At 42.1% G+C, this 17,988-nt stretch carries 22 protein-coding genes; 19 read left to right on the forward strand and 3 right to left on the reverse strand.

The features are described 5' to 3' along the window. Positions 1-141: 141 nt before the first annotated feature. The 3 genes from IAE20_RS02600 to IAE20_RS02610 all read right to left on the reverse strand — a co-directional run bounded on the left by IAE20_RS02600 (position 142) and on the right by IAE20_RS02610 (position 3,469). Positions 142-342, reverse strand: a complete 201-nt coding sequence (locus tag IAE20_RS02600) for a hypothetical protein (protein WP_200481481.1) — start codon at positions 340-342, stop codon at positions 142-144. Between the two features lie 308 nt (positions 343-650). Continuing rightward, positions 651-1,694: a phage portal protein gene (locus IAE20_RS02605; RefSeq protein ID WP_200481480.1), complete on the reverse strand. Its 1,044-nt coding sequence runs from the start codon at positions 1,692-1,694 to the stop codon at positions 651-653. After that, positions 1,691-3,469, reverse strand: a complete 1,779-nt coding sequence (locus tag IAE20_RS02610; RefSeq protein WP_200481665.1) for a terminase large subunit domain-containing protein — start codon at positions 3,467-3,469, stop codon at positions 1,691-1,693. The genes IAE20_RS02605 and IAE20_RS02610 overlap by 4 nt, the downstream gene beginning before the upstream one ends. 176 nt (positions 3,470-3,645) lie before the next feature. Between IAE20_RS02610 and IAE20_RS02615 the strand changes: the two genes are divergently transcribed. The 19 genes from IAE20_RS02615 to IAE20_RS02705 all read left to right on the forward strand — a co-directional run bounded on the left by IAE20_RS02615 (position 3,646) and on the right by IAE20_RS02705 (position 17,977). Then, complete coding sequence (locus IAE20_RS02615) at positions 3,646-4,500, forward strand: GPO family capsid scaffolding protein (protein WP_200481479.1); 855 nt, start codon at positions 3,646-3,648, stop codon at positions 4,498-4,500. A 34-nt stretch (positions 4,501-4,534) separates the two neighbouring features. Further along, positions 4,535-5,545 (forward strand): phage major capsid protein, P2 family, encoded by a 1,011-nt coding sequence (locus IAE20_RS02620; protein ID WP_200481478.1) that lies wholly within the window; start codon positions 4,535-4,537, stop codon positions 5,543-5,545. 6 nt (positions 5,546-5,551) lie between these two features. Beyond that, positions 5,552-6,310: a phage terminase small subunit gene (gpM, locus tag IAE20_RS02625; RefSeq protein WP_200481477.1), complete on the forward strand. Its 759-nt coding sequence runs from the start codon at positions 5,552-5,554 to the stop codon at positions 6,308-6,310. A 107-nt stretch (positions 6,311-6,417) separates the two neighbouring features. Beyond that, positions 6,418-6,867, forward strand: coding sequence for a head completion/stabilization protein (locus IAE20_RS02630; protein WP_200481476.1), 450 nt, complete (start codon positions 6,418-6,420; stop codon positions 6,865-6,867). A gap of 109 nt (positions 6,868-6,976) precedes the next feature. Next, a complete protein-coding gene (locus IAE20_RS02635; protein ID WP_200481475.1) occupies positions 6,977-7,186 on the forward strand; it encodes a tail protein X in 210 nt (69 codons plus the stop codon). Between the two features lie 2 nt (positions 7,187-7,188). Beyond that, complete coding sequence (locus IAE20_RS02640; RefSeq protein ID WP_200481474.1) at positions 7,189-7,548, forward strand: putative holin; 360 nt, start codon at positions 7,189-7,191, stop codon at positions 7,546-7,548. Next, a complete protein-coding gene (locus IAE20_RS02645; protein WP_200481473.1) occupies positions 7,545-7,805 on the forward strand; it encodes a phage holin family protein in 261 nt (86 codons plus the stop codon). The genes IAE20_RS02640 and IAE20_RS02645 overlap by 4 nt, the downstream gene beginning before the upstream one ends. Then, positions 7,805-8,635, forward strand: a complete 831-nt coding sequence (locus IAE20_RS02650; protein ID WP_200481664.1) for an N-acetylmuramidase domain-containing protein — start codon at positions 7,805-7,807, stop codon at positions 8,633-8,635. The genes IAE20_RS02645 and IAE20_RS02650 overlap by 1 nt, the downstream gene beginning before the upstream one ends. Then, entirely contained in the window at positions 8,632-9,171 is a 540-nt protein-coding gene (locus tag IAE20_RS02655; RefSeq protein ID WP_200481472.1) for a phage tail protein, read from the forward strand. Before IAE20_RS02650 ends, IAE20_RS02655 begins: the two co-directional genes overlap by 4 nt. 2 nt (positions 9,172-9,173) lie before the next feature. Then, complete coding sequence (locus tag IAE20_RS02660; protein ID WP_200481471.1) at positions 9,174-9,635, forward strand: phage virion morphogenesis protein; 462 nt, start codon at positions 9,174-9,176, stop codon at positions 9,633-9,635. A 60-nt stretch (positions 9,636-9,695) separates the two neighbouring features. Further along, positions 9,696-10,304, forward strand: a complete 609-nt coding sequence (locus IAE20_RS02665) for a phage baseplate assembly protein V (protein ID WP_200481470.1) — start codon at positions 9,696-9,698, stop codon at positions 10,302-10,304. Further along, positions 10,301-10,651: a GPW/gp25 family protein gene (locus IAE20_RS02670; RefSeq protein ID WP_200481469.1), complete on the forward strand. Its 351-nt coding sequence runs from the start codon at positions 10,301-10,303 to the stop codon at positions 10,649-10,651. The genes IAE20_RS02665 and IAE20_RS02670 overlap by 4 nt, the downstream gene beginning before the upstream one ends. Next, a complete protein-coding gene (locus IAE20_RS02675; protein WP_200481468.1) occupies positions 10,648-11,565 on the forward strand; it encodes a baseplate J/gp47 family protein in 918 nt (305 codons plus the stop codon). The genes IAE20_RS02670 and IAE20_RS02675 overlap by 4 nt, the downstream gene beginning before the upstream one ends. Beyond that, entirely contained in the window at positions 11,565-12,101 is a 537-nt protein-coding gene (locus tag IAE20_RS02680) for a phage tail protein I (protein ID WP_200481467.1), read from the forward strand. Before IAE20_RS02675 ends, IAE20_RS02680 begins: the two co-directional genes overlap by 1 nt. Next, on the forward strand, positions 12,098-15,352 hold the full coding sequence (locus IAE20_RS02685) for a phage tail protein (RefSeq protein WP_200481466.1): 3,255 nt from the start codon (positions 12,098-12,100) through the stop codon (positions 15,350-15,352). Before IAE20_RS02680 ends, IAE20_RS02685 begins: the two co-directional genes overlap by 4 nt. Beyond that, positions 15,352-15,738 carry a hypothetical protein gene (locus IAE20_RS02690; RefSeq protein WP_200481465.1) on the forward strand — a complete coding sequence of 129 codons (387 nt, stop codon included), beginning with the start codon at positions 15,352-15,354 and terminating at the stop codon, positions 15,736-15,738. The genes IAE20_RS02685 and IAE20_RS02690 overlap by 1 nt, the downstream gene beginning before the upstream one ends. A 111-nt stretch (positions 15,739-15,849) precedes the next feature. Then, complete coding sequence (locus IAE20_RS02695) at positions 15,850-17,019, forward strand: phage tail sheath protein (RefSeq protein ID WP_200481464.1); 1,170 nt, start codon at positions 15,850-15,852, stop codon at positions 17,017-17,019. A gap of 11 nt (positions 17,020-17,030) precedes the next feature. Further along, the gene (locus tag IAE20_RS02700; protein WP_200481463.1) at positions 17,031-17,546 is read left to right on the forward strand and encodes a phage major tail tube protein; all 516 of its coding nucleotides are present in this window, start codon (positions 17,031-17,033) and stop codon (positions 17,544-17,546) included. Between the two features lie 65 nt (positions 17,547-17,611). Beyond that, entirely contained in the window at positions 17,612-17,977 is a 366-nt protein-coding gene (locus tag IAE20_RS02705) for a phage tail assembly protein (RefSeq protein WP_200481462.1), read from the forward strand. Positions 17,978-17,988: the final 11 nt, after the last annotated feature.

Below are 17,988 nucleotides of genomic sequence, written 5' to 3' on the forward strand. Positions count from 1 at the left end.
TCTAAAATTAACATAATAAGCCTTATATGAATTTTTTATCTGATATAAATCATAGGCTTAATTTTAATAAAAAGCCCAATCTATAGTGTTTGGGCTCTTTTAATGATCTATCACATTTCACGTATACTTATTGATCATTTTTCATAATTTTATGTAGTCTCTCTTAAACTTTTCATCAAGTAATGCAATCGCCTGAGTGATTAATTGATTTTGTGGTATTCCATGTTCTTTACTTAATTCATCAATGAGTTCAACTGTAGTGATAGGGAGCTTATAAGTTTTTGCTTTAATTCCTCGTTTATTATCGCTTTCTGCTTGAATTTGAGTAGTTGATTTAGCCATCAGAATCTCCTATTATTAATTTAACTCGGTGGAGAGGCTAGGTAGCTGTAACTACCTAACCTATTGTTACCTTAGTAAACTGATTGGTTAATCAGCACTAAGAGAACAAGAACGATGATCTTTGCAAGTGTATTCATCGTCTCTCTCCGAGGTGTTTGTAACATTGAACTGTTACGCGTCATCAAGTCTTTATTGTCTTGATGAGTTTATTATAGGTGTACCTATAGTGTAAGTCAAGGATTTATTTATATTTTGTACTCGAAATATAGAAAAAAAGCTCACATTGGTGAGCTTTTTTTTGCCTAAAATTAAACTGGATCCTGATATTTTTTAAATCGAATTAGCTCTATTCCGACCCGTTCATTAATCTGTGAAAGCCTTGCCTGTAATGGCATGATCTCATTTCTATAAAATACATCTGATGCATCTTTAATTGAACCAAACCCGCCTGTGTTATTTGGAACAATACCCATCAACTGTGGAGGGATGCGAAGTGATGCAAGGACATCATCACGGGTAATAGACTTGATATGCACAAAATCATCTTTAGCTGCAATTTCGGAAACAGGAATAATCTGAACGCCATCTTTCTTACCGCCCGGACTATAGAAAAATAGGTTACGAAAATTTCCCGGGCCTTTACTGTTTTTTAATGCTTCACGTAGATTATCAATATCTTTGGGATCATTGGCTGGATCGTTTACATACATGATGAATCCAGCATGACTCCCATTGTTATAATATTTTCGACGAAATAAAGTAGCGGACTCATTGAGCCATGCACTTTGCAGAGTTGCGATATATTCAGGTTTTCCATAAATCTCCTGATCAATATCAGACTCTCGAACATGAAACATTCTGCCTTCTGGAAATTCATACTCTGAATATCCAAGATGGTCACTGGTGATCATAAAAAATCGATTGTCTTCCCCAACTCTCATATATTTTGCAAGACTCGGTTTAAACTGAATTGTGCGTTTGGTTACTGATCTGATCTCTTCCAGATAAAGATTTCCTGACCAGATAAAATCAAAAACGATTTGTTCAAATGCAGATCGGCTTAATAGGGGGTGGGGAATAAACTGGTTCACCAGAAAATTTCGTTTAAAGATGATACCGCTACTCAAGTACGGTGTGGAACGAAATGATTTAGATAGTCCTTCAATACTCACCGCTGGTTCATACCAACGGCCATTGAACCAGCATTCCATATATTCTGATAATTCTCCTCCGTTTAATACTGGTACTGGATCACCAAAGGTGAAGGCTTCAGTTCGGTTGGTTGGTCGAATAGTTTCTGCCTGTGCTGACAAAGCATTGAAGGCACTTTTTAAAAAATGAATTGGTTTCATTGAGAAAATTCCAAAATAGAAGAGTTAGAGATAGTTGTGCCTTCAAGAGGTTCATTAAATAAGGCATGCATTAATGCCCACGCTAAATCGGCATGTCCTACTTCTTCAGATCGGCTGGCGGTAAAAGTCATTTGTCGTTGGCTTGCGGTGAGTGTTTGTCTAATGCTCATTAGCGAATAAGCGATATCTGTATGGCCAGCATCAAATTCCAGACGTCCGTTCCGAATGACATCTAATGTTTTATAGACAAGTTTGGTTTTTACTTCTGGGCTGTAGCTGAAAGTGGTCAAATTCGGAAAAAATTGGCGAACTAGCTGGGCAACACCCGTTCCCATTCCAGTCGTGTCAATACCGATATACGTGACGTTATAACGCAGGGTAATTTGTCGAATGAATTCAGCCTGTTTTGCGAAATCATTTCCTTTGAGCTGATGACGTTCCAAGATCCGGAATTTTCCTCCGGGTTTATCTGGAGGAGCAAGCACAATTAGGCCAGAATTATCGCCTGTTAAAGCTGGGTCATAACCGATCCATACGGGTTTATTTGCGAATGGGCGTAGGTGCAAGGGTTTATAATCATGTGCCCAGACTTCCCAAGAATCAATCATGCACGACTGCAGCATGTTCAGTGGGAATATAGACAAGGCATCATCTATAAACTCACACATAAATAGATTGTTAAAATCCTCTACCGAATATTCAAATTTCAGACGCTCGATATTGAATAAATCACAACCGCCAGCCTTTGCATCATGGATATTGACGATTTGACGCCATGCAAAATCCTCACATAAACGGCCTTCTTTTAAAGCAGCATGAGATACATCAAGATTAATCCTTTGCTCTTTAGGACGACCTTTATTAAAACGGGTTCCTGTCCAAAAGCCGTAAGCTTCATGAGAAACTGAAGATGGGGTGGAAAAATATGTTTTACGCCACTTATCATGGGTTGCCATTCCCGATGCGACTTTTTCCAGCTCATTAAAACCATAAGTCCAGAAAAACTCATCAAAGTACAAATTACCCGTATAGCCCTGAGCAGTTCTGTAGTTCGTACCGAGGAACATCAAATTGGCCTGATTATTTCCCAATATGATTGATTCACCATTAAGTTCAACACCCGTATGCTCAAAGGCGAATTTCTTAATATAGTTCTTAAAAATATGGGCTTGAGATTTTGAAGCAGATAGGAAAATCTGGTTACGGCCCGTTTTGAGGGCATCGATAAACGCTTCATGGGCAAAATAATAAGTTGCTCCGATCTGACGACTCTTGAGAATAGCTCGGGTTCGTTGATCACCCGCCCGATACCAATCCCACTGGTACTCATATAAGCTATCCTCAAATGCATTAACGAGAATATCAATTTCATCGTCGGTAAATGTGTTCGGCTGTTTACGCTTTTTGGCCACCGAATTGCGATTTTGAATATTGGGGTTTAAATCAGACTCTTTGCCTGTATCACGATAACGTTCAATTCTGGCCAGCCGTTCAAGCTCCCTCATCAGAAGATCGACTTCCTTCATATCTCCGCTAGACTTTTTATTTTTGAAAATCAGAGTAATGAGCCGTGCTTCAATCGCCTGAGCTACACGGTTTTCAGGTTTAGTTTTTTCCCATTCATCCCGGGTTTTCCATGCCTGAACCGTTCGTTCCTTTTCGTCCAGAACCTCGGCAATATCGGTAATTTTCCAGCCACACCAATAGAGAAATTTGGCTTTTAACCTGTTGTCGAGGAACAAATTGACATTCGCCAACTGTGAAAATTCATTCATATCCAATGTCTGTTGCTTATCTGCTGCAAACATTGGCAGTACATGCTTCTAGATTCAGCTTTACAGAGTTGTAAACCGTTCGATTACAACTGACGCTCGTTGATACGACACGGCCTGATTGCCCATTCTGCACCTATCGAATTGCCCGAACTCCAATTTTCAAAGGTAAATGCAGCATGAGCAGCAAAGAGCAAAAAGCCAAAAAATTTAAATCGAAGTGGTTCCGTATTGCCACAGCAGGGGACACCACGGATGGACGTGAAATTCAGGCAAACTGGATTCAGGAAATTGCAGCAAGTTATAACCCACAAACTTACGGTGCACGTATCAATGTCGAGCATATTCGTAGTGTTTACCCAGATAGCAGCTTTGGTGCCTATGGTGATGTTATTGCCGTCAAAGCAGAAACAGTCGATGTCGATGGTGAAAAGAAACTCACCTTATTTGCCCAGATTGAACCAAATGACAACTTGATCGAACTGAATAAACGCAAGCAAAAAATTTACACCTCGATTGAAGTCAATCCGAATTTTGCCAACTCGGGCAAAGCTTATCTGGTTGGTTTAGCGGTCACTGACAGTCCTGCATCACTGGGTACTGACATGCTCCAGTTCGCTGCAAATGCTGAGGTGAATCCACTGGCTGACAAAAAACAGCATAAAGACAACCTGTTCACTGCTGCATCTGAAACCAGTTTTGAATTTGAAGAAGTAGCCGAGCCCAAAGTATTCGGAGCAGGCCTTGTCGAATCAGTGCGAAAGCTGTTCAAGAAACAGGAACAACAAGAGCAAGCTGCAACGGAGTCATTCAGTAACCAAGAGCAGGCCATTCTTGAAATTGCACAACAGGCTGCGGATCAGGGCACCGAGGTCACCAATCTTCAAACCTCGTATAGCGAACTGAAGCAACAGCATGAGCAATTAGCGACCGACTTTGCTGAACTCAAAACCCAGCTCGATGGCACTCCAGACCAAGCATCCCGGCCTAAAGCCTCCAGTACGTCCTTCTCAGAAGAAGAAGTCGACTGTTAATTCCTGATTATTAATAAATTATTGAGTAAGAAATATGCGTCCTATTACCCGTAAAAAATACAATGCAGTCATGGCTAAATTGGCTGAACTTAACGGTGTTGAATCCGTCGAGTGTAAATTTACTGTAGAACCCTCAGTCCAGCAGAAATTGGTAGAGAAAATTCAGGCCTCATCTACATTTTTGAATCGCATTAATATGCATGTGGTACCAGAGCAATCGGGTGAAGCAATTGGGTTAGGAATCACCCGTCCCATTGCTTCACGTACCAATACCAATAATAAAGACCGGCAAGCCAGTGATCCGACCGGACTGGATAACCGTTTCTATGTCTGCCGAAAAACAGATTTTGATACAGCCATCAAATACCAGAAGCTTGATCAATGGGCGAAATTTAAAGATTTCTATAACCGTTTCCGAGCCGTGATTATTAAACGTCAGGCGCTAGATCGCATCATGATTGGATTTAACGGGACTTCAATTGCTGCTGACACAGACATTGCTGCAAACCCACTTCTACAGGACGTAAACAAAGGCTGGTTACAGAAACAACGTGAAGAAAACCCAAGCCGGGTTTTAAAAGAGGGAGCTACCGCAGGCAAACTTACCATTGGTAAAGAGGGGGACTATAACAATCTGGATGCACTGGTAATGAACCTAGTAGATGAAATGATTGACGAAGTTCACCGTGAGAATCCGGATCTGGTGGTTATTTGTAGCCGTAAATTACAGTCTGATAAATATTTCCCATTGGTCAATAAAGACCAGGAGAACTCAGAAAAACTGGCTGCAGATATTATTATCAGCCAAAAACGTATGGGCAATTTACCACTGTATGCAGTGCCATTTTTCCCAGAGAACTGTTTATTAGTCACCACATTTGACAACCTTTCCATTTACATTCAGGAAGGTGGACTACGTCGAACAGTGATTGACAACCCGAAACGTGACCAGATTGAAAACTATGAATCGTCTAATGAAGACTATTACATTGAAGATTTAGGTCTGGCTGCATTGGCTGAGAACATTGAAGTACTTGCGGGGTAAATGCGCATGAACTTTGCCCGTCAACATTTTCGCAAGTATCAGGCCAAAGCAGCTGCTGAACAGGCTTCTGAATTTGGTTCTATGAAAGATGCAACGGCATATGAGCTGCAACTGATGCAGCTCAACAATGACCGTGCACGTTTAAAACAGATTCAGTCGACTGAAAACAAAGTGAAATTGAAAGCCGAATTGCTACCAAGTTATGGCCCTTATATCAATGGCATCCTTGAAGCCCAATCCGGTGTACAAGATGAAATCGTGACAGAGATCATGATCTGGAATATCGATACTGCAAATTTCAGCCGGGCATTACAGATTGCTGAATATATCTTGGCCCATAACTTGGCACTTCCAGACCGCTTTGAACGAACACCGGCTTGCGTCATCACTGAAGAAATAGCAACAGCTTTCCTCAAGCAACTCAAAACCAATGCCGAAATTGATATTGATGTATTGCTGCAGCTTGAGTCATTGATGACCCACCCGGATTTTCCAGAAAAAACACTGGATATGCCTGATCAGGTAAGAGCCAAGATGTATTTAGCCTTGGGCAAGGCTGAACTTCGCTTAATTACAGACAAGGACAAGCCCGATCTGACGCATACCCGAGCAGCTGCTGACTACTTACATAAGGCCGTTGAACTGGACGACAAATGTGGAGGTCGTGGTGATTTGAATATGGTGCAGAAACTACTTGATAAATTTGCTCCAGCAACAGATCAATCGACTCAAACCAATACAGATGGTGCAACAGCATCATCATAACAAGTGCCCACGCACCGCACTGGCGAACAATGGTAGTGATCAACTGACACAGTAAATCTTCATGAGCCATTGTTCCCACCAGTGCTTTTTTTCATTGGGGGAGCAACATGAGTTTTGTCGCAAGCGGTAACACCACACCGTCTCATATCACGATTAACAGTACAGAATTTTTTCCGAGCATTTCACTTGATGAGATCCGGGACATAGTCCGCATCGATGGGGCAGTAACCGATGCCAGATTAAAACAGGCCACATTAGAAGAAATTATCGATGTCAATCGTTTACTTATTGGATTGGTATCCACGGCCTCCAGTTTAGCTGAACTGGCAACCACCCACGTGGATGGAACATCAGATACCGAAATTCTGTATTTTTCGGCAGTTTCAAATGGTGTTGCCGCAAAAGTGAATGAGAAGTACCGCAGCTATGACACTAGCGCGACAGGCAATAAAAATGCGGATGAACTGACACCCACCATTGATGAATACCGACGTAACAAACACTGGGCCATCAAACAACTATTAGGTGAAAGTCATACCACGGTGGAGTTGATATGAAAAAAAACTGTCCATGTCGTGGTTGCCTGATTTCAAATTCTGGATATGGCTATCAACCCTGTCATTTTCAGCCTAAACCCAGTCAACATATAAAACCACCGAGAAAGCCATGAATACCGTTCGTTCCATTCAAAATGACACGATTGACTTGATTTGTTGGCGTTATTACGGACGTAGCCTCGGTGTTGTGGAAAAGGTCTTGGAGGCAAATCCTCAGCTTGCCAGCTTGGGTGTAATCATTCCAGTTGGAACACAAGTCAATCTGCCAGATTTACCCGCTCCACAACAAATCACACAAACTATTCAGCTTTGGGACTAAATATGCCAGAACCAACAACAACGACAGCAGCAACATCGGCAGGACTCGCAGCTGTTTCTTTCCTTCCATTTATTAATGGGAATGCATTGCTTGGAGCGGTGCTAGGTGCTGCTTTTGTGGCTTACTTTGAAAAAGACCTCAGTGCTAAACAGCGCGTTGGCTTCATGCTGCTGTGTGTGGGCTTCGGATATTTATTGGGGCCAGAAATTACCCATCGAACCCAATACATCAGCAGTGATGCAACAGCATCCATGATTGCTGCAATTTTCTCTATTTATATCCTGATCAAACTGCTTGAGTGGGTCAAAAAATCAACGCTCGCACAACTCTGGAAAAGCTTTCGCGGAGGAGGTAACTCATGATCATTTTCTCAATTATTGCCGTATTTTGTTACTTGCTATGCGGCTTTCGCATTCTTAGTTTTGAACGTAGTAGCCACCATCGGGGATATGCATTCCTTGCAACCATATTAATTGCCAGCTTTATTGGCCAAGCGGTTTATATCATCTTTTTCAAGGATCCAGTCACCCTGTGGGATGCCATTTTAGCTGTATTACTCACATGCATTATTTATCAATCAAAAGGTAATGTCGCAAAGCTTCTTCGGAGGACATCATGATTATTTTATCGTATGGCTCCAAAGGAGCAACTGTAGTTACTTTACAGAAACAGCTGGTAAAGCTTGGGTTTAAAGGTAAAAACGGCAAAGCACTCAGTACGGACGGGAGTTTTGGAGAACAAACCGAACATGCGGTGATCCAGTTCCAGAAAAAAAATGGCTTGGTTGCAGATGGAAAAGTCGGTGATAAAACCCGACAAGCATTGCTGGGTGATAGCTTAGATAAACTTCTAAAAGATGTTGATTATATCAATGCAGCACAACGTTTGGGCGTCCCTGAACTTGTGATCCGCGTATTTGGTGCCGTTGAAGGGCAAGGCGTTGGATTTCTCAATAATGGAAAGGCCAAGATTCTATTTGAACGTCATCGTATGTATGAATACTTAAAACAATTCAAAAGCGAAACCTTTGCTAAAAATCAGATGAAGCTGGTGCCCAACTTGGTCAACACGAAAACGGGTGGTTATCAGGGCAATGAAGCAGAATACGTGCGCTTAACGCGTGCTAGACAGATTCATGAAGTAGCTGCACTCCAGTCCACCTCATGGGGACAGTTCCAAATTATGGGCGAAAACTGGAAAGCACTTGGCTATAGCTCGGTACAGGAATTTGTTGAACAAATGCAATCCAGTGAATCCTGCCAATTGGAGGCTTTTATCCGCTTTATTGAATGGAAACCCGGTTTGCTCGAGGCGCTGAAAAAGCAAGACTGGGATACAGTTTTCACTCTCTATAACGGCAAAAACTACAAAAAGTTAGGCTATCAAGCCAAGTTCCAAGCGGAGTGGGATCATCTCGAACCAATTTATAGGGGGGAGAAAGCAGCATGAAAAAACTCAATGATCTTCGCACCCATTTATTAAATGCCGTCGTTGAGTTACGCCGAGATCCAGATCGTTTACTCCTTTTTGCAGAACAGGGTGTATTAAAATGCACCTTTGCTGCGGGCTTATCATATGAATATGCGTATCAAGCCAACCTTATACTGACAGACTATGCTGGAGATATTGACTCGATTGCCATCCCTTTGTTTGACTGGCTCCGGATTAATCAGGGGGAGCTTTTAGCCAATTTAGATCGGGTCAAAGAGGGCATTCGCTTTGAAGCTGATTTACTGGATAACCACAAAGTCGATCTGGCTATTACTATCCCACTCACTGAGCGTGTCATTGTGAAACGTGATAAAAACAATGTCATGACGATTGATCACCCCCCAGAACCGTATATATCCAAAACAGAACCGGGACAGGAAGTCACTTTAATTGATCAGTCTAGCGGAGAACCTTTGGCCGTGTGGCAATCGGCAGATATCCCAGATAGCTATGCATTAGCGATGCCACATTTAGTCCCACCAAATCGGGGTTAATCATGGCTGAAATGCAGGCATTACTCGACCATTTGGGTGGTTTGTTAAATCAACTGAGTGATCAGGAAAAACGAAAACTGAGTCTGGCAATTGGGCGTAAACTTCGTAAAAGCCAAAGCGCCCGCATCACAAATCAACAAAATCCGGATGGAAGCTCTTACCAGCCGAGAAAAAACCAGAAACTCCGGGATAAAAAGGGACGTATCAAAAATAAAATGTTTACCCGCATTAAGCTGGCGCGTTTTATGAAATTAAAACAGGAACCACAAGGTGTAGGCTTGGGGTTTATGGGAAATGTGGCTTTTATTGCTCAGGTCCACCAGTTTGGCTTGCGGGATAGAGTAAGACGTAAAAAAAATAGCCCAGTCGTAAAATACCCCACCCGGGAACTTTTGGGCTTTACTTCAGATGAAATCAACATGATCGAAAATGATGTGTTAAACCACGTCGCAACCAAGTTGTAATTCCCTCAATTACAACTCCTACCACATGCATTTCACATCATGCTGCAACACGATTGCAGCATGAACATTTCAGATATTTTTCGTCGCTTAGAAAACATCATTCGGTTTGGTTCAATCAATACAGTGGATCTGGAACATGCCTTTTGTACAGTCAATCTTGGTGATATCACAACAGCACCGTTGAACTGGCTCAACCTTCGAGCCGGTACAGACTCGACTTGGGATCCACCCTCGGTGGGGGAGCGTTGCATTGTGTTTTCTCCCTCTGGGGAATTAGCGCAGGGCGTCGTATTGTTTGGTATTTATAGTAGTGAAAACGCGGCTCCAACTTCGGCCGGCACCATCAAGCTCCGAAAGTTTTCAGACGGTACCATTATTCAATATGACACCGAAACTCATGCGCTCAACGCTACTTTAACGGAAGGTGGCCAAGTCGAAATTACCGCAGCAGGTGGTATCACTTTAAATGGCAATACCACAATCAATGGCAATGCCATCATCAGTGGTTCACTGACTGCAGCGGGTACCACCACAATAAATAACAGTCTAACAGCAACAGGGAATATCACTTCAAATGGCGATGTCAAAGCTGGAAATATTAGCCTAAGCAATCACAAGCATTCAGGCATTCAAGGTGGCGGTTCTACATCAGGAGGGCCAGTACCATGAGTATGAGTCGTTCAACAGGCTTACTTATAAGTGATGAAATGGAGTCGATCCATCAGTCCATTATAGATATTTTAACTACCCCGATTGGAAGCCGACTCATGCGACGTGAGTACGGTTCACTGCTATATGACCTGATCGACCAACCTATTAATGACGTGCTTGTCTTGAAATGCTATAGCGCAATTTATTCCGCAATTTTGCGCTGGGAACCTCGTATCAGTATCAATCAAATCAGTATTTTTAGTATTGAGGGGGCACGGATGCAAATCAATCTCGAGGCAGATCTTATTCAACAAAATCAATCCGTAAACCTATCACTTGCCTTAAATCTAGGAGCAGCTGCATGAGTGTTGTTGATTTTTCACAGTTACCAGCACCTAACCTGATCAAAGAGTTGGATTTTGAACAGATTCTGGCTAAACGAAAAGAGCGTTTTATTTCCCTTTATCCGACTGAAGAACAACAAAACTGGACCGATATCTTGTCACGTGAGTCAGAGCCAGTAACTAAAATTCTTGAAGAAAATGCCTATATGGAAATGATCCTGACTAATCAAATTAATCAGGATGCACGATCACTACTTTTAGCATTTTGCAGTGGAGCCGATCTGGATCACATTGCATTAAGTTATTACGGCCTTACTCGCCTCATTATTACTCCAGCGAACCCCAATACCGTTCCGCCGACAGTGGCTGTGATGGAGAGTGATGAAGACTTGAAAGAACGATGTATTTTATCTTTATCTGGCTTCAATACTGCTGGTGCAGCCAATGCGTATAAATTTTTTACGAAATCTGCAGACGGGCGAGTCGCTGACGCTTCAATCCTTTCACATGAGGATAACCCATGTTATCTGGATGTTTATATTACTCAGCACGACAGTGAAGATTTTACGGCTTCTACCGAATTAATAGACATTGTGCAAAAGGCGTTGGATCCGGAAGATGTTCGACCTGTGGGTGATCGTCCTACGGTACATAGTAGTACTGCAGTTCTATATCAAATACAGGCACGGCTTTATCTTTCTCAAACTGCAGAGAATGTGATGCTCTTGTCCGTAGCACAAAGTCGATTGCAGAAATACGTGGAAAATTCAAAGAAAATAGGGCAGTCCATTCGATTATCAGCGATTTATGCTGCCTTACATGTAGACGGAGTGAGTCGTGTTGAAATCGTCAACATGATTTCAGATATCGAAATAAACAAAACACAGCATGCTTTCTGCACCAATATCGACATTCAGATCGGAGGGACAGAGTAATGAAAACATTACCTCCCAACGCAACTGATCTTGAAAAAAATATTGCAGAAACAGGTAAAGATGCATTTGAACAGCCTTCAATTAAATTAGCTAAAAATGTCGATCAGGCACCTTCCGAATTTTTGGCATTTCTGGCTTGGGAAAGGCAGGTCAACTATTGGCGCAATGAATGGCCAGACTCACTTAAACGACAAATTATCAATGAAGCTATTCCTCAGCACAAAATTAAAGGTACACCTGCAGCAATTAAGCGCGCATTAGAGCCTTTTGGATTTGAAGTAACTTTAACTGAATGGTTCAACGAAGTTCCTCCGGGCAAGCCTGGAACATTTTCTTTAGAACTGGATCTGGTTGGTAAAGAGCTTACTGAAGAAATCTATCACGAAGTAAATCGACTTATTGAAGACTCAAAAGCAGTGACACGTCACGTTTCAAATGTCCAGATTAGTTCAAACCCACTTCTATATATTAATACTGCAATTGCCCTTCAAGATGCAGTGACTATTGAATGCATGCCCCAAGGTTACCAACAATGAGCAGCCAATATTACAATGTTACGACTAATGCAGGTGATGCTGCGATCGCAAATGCCATTGCCACAAATACTAAACTTAATATCACGCATGTTGCCTTCGGCGATGGCAATGGTGCTTCACCGACCCCAGATAAAGCTCGGACCACATTGGTGAAAGAAGTCTATCGTCAAGGTGTGAATAAATATGAAAAACATCCCACGATTAATAACTTTCTCGTGGTTGAAGCGATTTTACCGCCAATTGTTGGTAGTTTTTATATTCGTGAGATTGGATTAATTATTGATAGTAAAACGCTTATTACACATGGAGCAGTAGCCCCTGTATTTAAAGAAGCCAACTCAGTGCGTGAATATCGATTGAAATTCACCATCAATATTCAGGATGCTGAAATTGTCAATGTTATGCTCGATGACACATTGATTTATGCAACTCAAGCATGGGTAGATGATAACTACATTCCACGTGACGAACTTATTGATAATCTGACTACCAATGATGCGACAAAACCGCTTTCAGCAAAACAGGGGAAAAACTTACAAGATAGTAAACTAGGTAAGACTGAAAATGCCGTTAGTGCTACTAAACTTGCTACAGCGCGAACGATTGGTGGTGTGTCTTTTGATGGAACAGCAAATATCAATTTACCGGGTGTGAATGCCGGGGGGAATCAAAATACAACGGGTAATGCAGCGACTGCAACCAAATTACAAACTGGACGTACAATTAATGGAATAAACTTTGATGGCACTGGAAATATTATAATTGATAATTTACCAGTTACAGTTTCTGTGGGCGACGGTAGCAGTTCTACTTATTCACTTATGCAGTTTAATAACTATAAAAAAGTGGCAGGAGCTGGATATGCAAATTATATACATACAGGGGTGTGGGAAGATAATTTAAGACAAATTGGCTTATCAAACTATAGTGATACGGGCGCGCATATCTCGACCTTATGGGTCGGTAAGTCAAATGCTTATGTAAAAATTGGAACAACAGATTATCAATTAGCAAAAATTACAGACAATGTTGCTACTGCAACTAAATTACAAACATCGCGGAAAATCAATAATGTCAATTTTGATGGCAGCGCGGATATAACAATTGCTGATAGTACAAAAGTTCCAGTGTCGGGTGGCGTTATGACTGGAGCATTATCTGCAACAGAATTGGCCATTAATAATAAAGATGGGACATTAGGTCTTGGTCTTTCTTTATATGCAGGCGCTCAAGGCGGTAAACCAAACTACGGAATGTATTTTGCCCAGACTGCATCTTTTGGGACACATGGAGCAGTTTCAGGTCAATGGTCAGTCTATTTTAATTGCATAACTTCAGGCGACACACGGGGTTGGATTTTTCAAAATGGCACAACGAATGTGGCATCGATTTCAACGTCTGGTGTTGTGACTGCTCCAACATTTTCGGGTTCATTGTCTGGAAATGCGGCTACAGCAACAAAACTTGCAACCGCCCAAATAGTCAGTTTTTCAGGGGCAGCAACAGGATCTTTTTCGTATGATGGCTCTGCCAATTCTACATGTATTTTAACGCTAGCAAACTCTGGTGTGACTGCTGGTTCATATTCTTCAACGATTCAAATCCCGTCCATAACAGTCAATGATAAAGGACAAATCACAGGCATTTCACAGCAAAATATTCGGTCTGCTTCTGTAACACAAACTGGGGTTGTGCAACTGAATAATACTTTGACGAGTTCTGCTACAGATCAGGCATTAACAGCAGCACAGGGCAAGTATTTACAAGATTATAAGTTAAATAAAGTAACTTCTATTCCTGCAAATTCTGATCTAAATACGTTTTTAGTCGAGGGCTTCTATGCTTGTTCTACAAATGCAGCAGCTGCAAGCATTTCAAATGTTCCATTGGCGACAGCATTTTCATTGCTGATAGAGGTGCATGCAGGTGTTAAACAAACATTTACTGATTACAACAGTAACCGTCAGTTTGTAAGACGATCTTATTCAAACGTGTGGAGCGAATGGCGCGAAATTGCGTATATCGATTCTACAAATATCAATAGCGCAGCAAAACTTGCTACAGCGCGAACGATTGGTGGTGTGTCGTTTGATGGAACATCGAATATCAATTTACCGGGTGTGAATGCCGGGGGGAATCAAAATACAACGGGTAATGCAGCGACGGCAACCAAATTACAAACCGGACGTACAATTAATGGAATAATCTTTGATGGCACTTCAGACATTACCATTGCTGATTCAACAAAGCTCCCACTTGCAGGGGGGACAATTACTGGAAATTTGACCATTTCGGGCAATATTTCCTTTGACAAAGTAGTTAGTACATCTTCAGAGCCAGTTTCATTCTTAACCGCCAATGCAGCTCGTGGTGTGAGAGTAGGAAGCTTACTGGTTTCAAGCTCATACAGTGACGATGCAAAAGTTCCGACAAATGGCGCATACATTAAAGGCGCTATTAATACTGATGGGACTCTAAATATTGGCACTAGAAATGGAGCCAAAGATGGTGTGTTTAACGAGCGAATAAACTTAGTTCCTCCGAGCCATTCTGGTGTGTGGAATGTCGGGATATTTGATGATTCATCAAACAGTAATTTCTGTATTAAATATGGCAATAACAGTGCATTAAAATTTGACCACAACGGTAATTTTACAATGTTGGGGACTGTGACTGCTCCAACATTTTCGGGTTCATTGTCTGGAAATGCGGATACAGCAACAAAACTTGCTACAGCGCGAACAATCGGTGGTGTGTCGTTTGATGGAACAGCAAATATTAATTTACCTGGTGTGAATACTGCGGGCAATCAATCAACCTCAGGTAATGCTGCAACAGCATCAGCTTGTACCGGAAATTCCGCTACAGCTACAAAGCTTGCCACAGCTCGAAACATCGCACTTTCCGGAGCAGTCTCTGGGTCTGCAAACTTTGATGGATCTGGGAACATCACAATCAACACCACAGCAAACAATTCAATCGGCGTTGGCCAAAGTTGGTCTGATGTTACGTCTAGCCGTTCAGCAAATACAACATATACAAATACTACAGGTAAACCAATCCAAATTATGGTTACAACCGCGAACTGGAACAATGCCGGGTCATTTGAACTTGTATTGGATGGGGTTTCAGTAACATCCATCGGTAACCAAGACGGTTATAACCAATCTAAACCAGTATCGGCAATCGTTCAAAACGGTTCAACATACCGGGTAAATGGTAGTTTTACAAAATGGAGTGAGTTACGTTAATGAAATATTTTAAAAACCAAAAAAATGGCGAAGTCTTTGCATTTGAAGATGACTTGAGTGAAATGTCTGCTGATGAGGTCGATCGTCATTTGAATCCTCAAAATTATCTAACGGATGAAGAAAAAGAGCAACTGCGGCTTGCAGAATTCACTGCGCTGACTCGTCGCCAGTTCAAACTTGCGTTACTTGAAAATGATCTACTGAACACAGTTGAGCAGTCGATTGCAAGTATCGAAGATCCAGCATTAAAAACTCGTATTGAAATTGAATACAATGAATCCGAAAAATTTGAGCGTACAAACGACTCTATTAAATACATGCTCAGTATTTTAAATCTGACGGACGAGCAAGTGGACGATATGTGGCGTTATGCGATGACGCTATAATAATTCTGCAAGTTGTAATTGAGGGGATTACAACTGCAACAGAATGAAATCCTCTCCGCAATTTGAAAACCTGTGATCTGACAAAAAATCAATCAGACCACAGGTTTTTTTATGGCAGATTCATATCACCACGGGGTACGGGTTTTCGAAATTAATAACGGAACCCGGCCCATTCGTACAGTTTCCACCGCCATTATCGGCATGGTCTGTACTGCATCAGATGCCGATGCAATCACGTTCCCACTCAATACCGCTGTGATGATCACTGACATACAGACATCGATTGGCAAAGCTGGTACTCAAGGAACACTTGCCCGTTCATTACAAGCAATTGTTGACCAAACAAATGCAGTCGTCGTTGTCGTACGGGTTGAAAGTTTAGAAGATGAAGCTGCACAAACCACCGCGGTTATTGGTGGAACTGTGGGTAGTAAATATACCGGGTTGAAGGCTCTCCTCACAGCTCCAGCAAAATTTGGCGTAAAACCACGAATTCTAGGAGTACCTGGGTTAGACAATGCCGCTGTTTCGGCAGAGTTGGTTTCAATTGCCCAGCAATTACGAGGTTTTAGTTACGTTTCGGCATGGGACTGTGAAACTAAAGAAGATGTTATCGCTTACCGTGAAACTTTTGGTGCACGTGAACTCATGTTGATATGGCCAGAATTTTTGGGCTGGGATACTGCACTGAGTAAAACTACAACATTGGATGCTACAGCTCGCGCTTTGGGCTTACGAGCCAAGATTGATCAGGAAACCGGCTGGCATAAAACTCTATCCAATGTCGCAGTCAATGGTGTGACGGGGATCAGCAAAGACGTATTCTGGGACTTACAGTCATCCGCCACAGATGCCAATTACCTCAATGAAAATGATGTCACAACATTGATTCAGCGTGATGGCTTCCGTTTTTGGGGCTCACGTACTTGTTCAGATGATCCACTATTTGCATTTGAAAACTATACCCGCACTGCACAAGTGCTCATGGATACGATGGCTGAAGCACATATGTGGGCAGTCGACAAACCTCTTCATCCTTCTTTAGCACGTGACATTATCGAAGGGATCAATGCCAAATTAAATGACATGACCACAAATGGCTATCTCATTGGGGGGCAAACATGGTTTGACCCAGCACTAAATACCACTGACATCCTCAAAGCGGGGCAGATGCGTATTTCTTACGATTACACCCCAGTTCCACCGCTAGAAGATTTGAGTCTGCGTCAGCACATTACTGACAGCTATCTGGCTGACTTTGCTTCACGCATTACTTCATAAGGAAATAGCACATGGCTTTACCTAAAAAACTCAAATTCATGGATCTTTTCAATGAAGGGATCAGTTATTTCGGCCAGACCGGTGAGGTGACCATTCCTAAATTGGCTCGCAAGCTCGAAAACTGGCGGGGCGGTGGTATGGATGGCAACGTTAAAGTCGATCTAGGCTTTGGTGATGACGTGACAAATTTCGAGTGGAAGCTGGGTGGTGTCGATCCCCTGATTCTTGAGCAATTCGGCGCGGCCACCGTGGGTGCACATTTGTTACGTTTTGCCGGGTCATATCAGCGTGAAGATACAGCCGAAATTGATGCTTACGAAATTGTGGTACGTGGACGACATGAAGAGATCGATTTCGGAAACCAGAAGCAGGGTGAAGATACAGAAACGACGATTAAAACCATCTGGAGCTATTACAAGCTCAGTATCAATGGTGTGGTTTACGTTGAAATCGATATCCCAGCTGGCAAGTTTATCGTTAAAGGGGTCGACCGTAATGCCGAGCACATGAAAGCCATCGGTCATTAATCATTTTTTCCTTAACTCCGGTTGAATCCAGCCGGAGTCTTTTTACTTTCTTTTAGGACATTTGCATGAAAACTCTAGACCAAACTCAAGCCACTGAACTTGAAACCCAACAAGCGGAAAATCAAAAAATGATTAATCCAGATGTTGAAAGCATTGATCTGGATCAACCCATTAAAATGGGTTCAATCGAAATTACTCAACTCGAAATCCGTAAGCCAAACGTCCCTGCCTTACAGGGCATCAAAATCGCAGAATTACTGCAGGGCGATGTCGATGCCATTTGTAAAGTCATCCCACGTGTCACTAACCCTACATTAACCCGTGCGCAAATTATTCAATTAGAACCTTCTGATATCGCTCAGATCGGTGCGGTACTGATGCTTTTTTTGCAACCGAGCTCAGTACGTGCAGCAATCTTACAAGAACAGTAGATGATGCCATC

Origin of the sequence: Acinetobacter sp. S54, from assembly GCF_016624945.1 — a bacterium.
In the GTDB taxonomy this organism is placed as follows: domain Bacteria; phylum Pseudomonadota; class Gammaproteobacteria; order Pseudomonadales; family Moraxellaceae; genus Acinetobacter.

Bases quoted from the DNA above. Each gene is read 5' to 3' on its own strand.
- IAE20_RS02620 (WP_200481478.1), top strand. From the start codon at position 4,535: ATGCGTCCTATTACCCGTAAAAAATACAATGCAGTCATGGCTAAATTG.
- gpM (WP_200481477.1), top strand. From the start codon at position 5,552: ATGAACTTTGCCCGTCAACATTTTCGCAAGTATCAGGCCAAAGCAGCT.
- IAE20_RS02645 (WP_200481473.1), top strand. From the start codon at position 7,545: ATGATCATTTTCTCAATTATTGCCGTATTTTGTTACTTGCTATGCGGC.
- IAE20_RS02605 (WP_200481480.1), bottom strand. From the start codon at position 1,694: ATGAAACCAATTCATTTTTTAAAAAGTGCCTTCAATGCTTTGTCAGCA.
- IAE20_RS02640 (WP_200481474.1), top strand. From the start codon at position 7,189: ATGCCAGAACCAACAACAACGACAGCAGCAACATCGGCAGGACTCGCA.
- IAE20_RS02680 (WP_200481467.1), top strand. From the start codon at position 11,565: ATGAAAACATTACCTCCCAACGCAACTGATCTTGAAAAAAATATTGCA.
- IAE20_RS02655 (WP_200481472.1), top strand. From the start codon at position 8,632: ATGAAAAAACTCAATGATCTTCGCACCCATTTATTAAATGCCGTCGTT.
- IAE20_RS02705 (WP_200481462.1), top strand. From the start codon at position 17,612: ATGAAAACTCTAGACCAAACTCAAGCCACTGAACTTGAAACCCAACAA.
- IAE20_RS02690 (WP_200481465.1), top strand. From the start codon at position 15,352: ATGAAATATTTTAAAAACCAAAAAAATGGCGAAGTCTTTGCATTTGAA.
- IAE20_RS02635 (WP_200481475.1), top strand. From the start codon at position 6,977: ATGAATACCGTTCGTTCCATTCAAAATGACACGATTGACTTGATTTGT.
- IAE20_RS02685 (WP_200481466.1), top strand. From the start codon at position 12,098: ATGAGCAGCCAATATTACAATGTTACGACTAATGCAGGTGATGCTGCG.
- IAE20_RS02660 (WP_200481471.1), top strand. From the start codon at position 9,174: ATGGCTGAAATGCAGGCATTACTCGACCATTTGGGTGGTTTGTTAAAT.
- IAE20_RS02675 (WP_200481468.1), top strand. From the start codon at position 10,648: ATGAGTGTTGTTGATTTTTCACAGTTACCAGCACCTAACCTGATCAAA.
- IAE20_RS02695 (WP_200481464.1), top strand. From the start codon at position 15,850: ATGGCAGATTCATATCACCACGGGGTACGGGTTTTCGAAATTAATAAC.
- IAE20_RS02665 (WP_200481470.1), top strand. From the start codon at position 9,696: ATGAACATTTCAGATATTTTTCGTCGCTTAGAAAACATCATTCGGTTT.
- IAE20_RS02670 (WP_200481469.1), top strand. From the start codon at position 10,301: ATGAGTATGAGTCGTTCAACAGGCTTACTTATAAGTGATGAAATGGAG.
- IAE20_RS02630 (WP_200481476.1), top strand. From the start codon at position 6,418: ATGAGTTTTGTCGCAAGCGGTAACACCACACCGTCTCATATCACGATT.
- IAE20_RS02610 (WP_200481665.1), bottom strand. From the start codon at position 3,469: ATGAATGAATTTTCACAGTTGGCGAATGTCAATTTGTTCCTCGACAAC.
- IAE20_RS02600 (WP_200481481.1), bottom strand. From the start codon at position 342: ATGGCTAAATCAACTACTCAAATTCAAGCAGAAAGCGATAATAAACGA.
- IAE20_RS02615 (WP_200481479.1), top strand. From the start codon at position 3,646: ATGAGCAGCAAAGAGCAAAAAGCCAAAAAATTTAAATCGAAGTGGTTC.
- IAE20_RS02700 (WP_200481463.1), top strand. From the start codon at position 17,031: ATGGCTTTACCTAAAAAACTCAAATTCATGGATCTTTTCAATGAAGGG.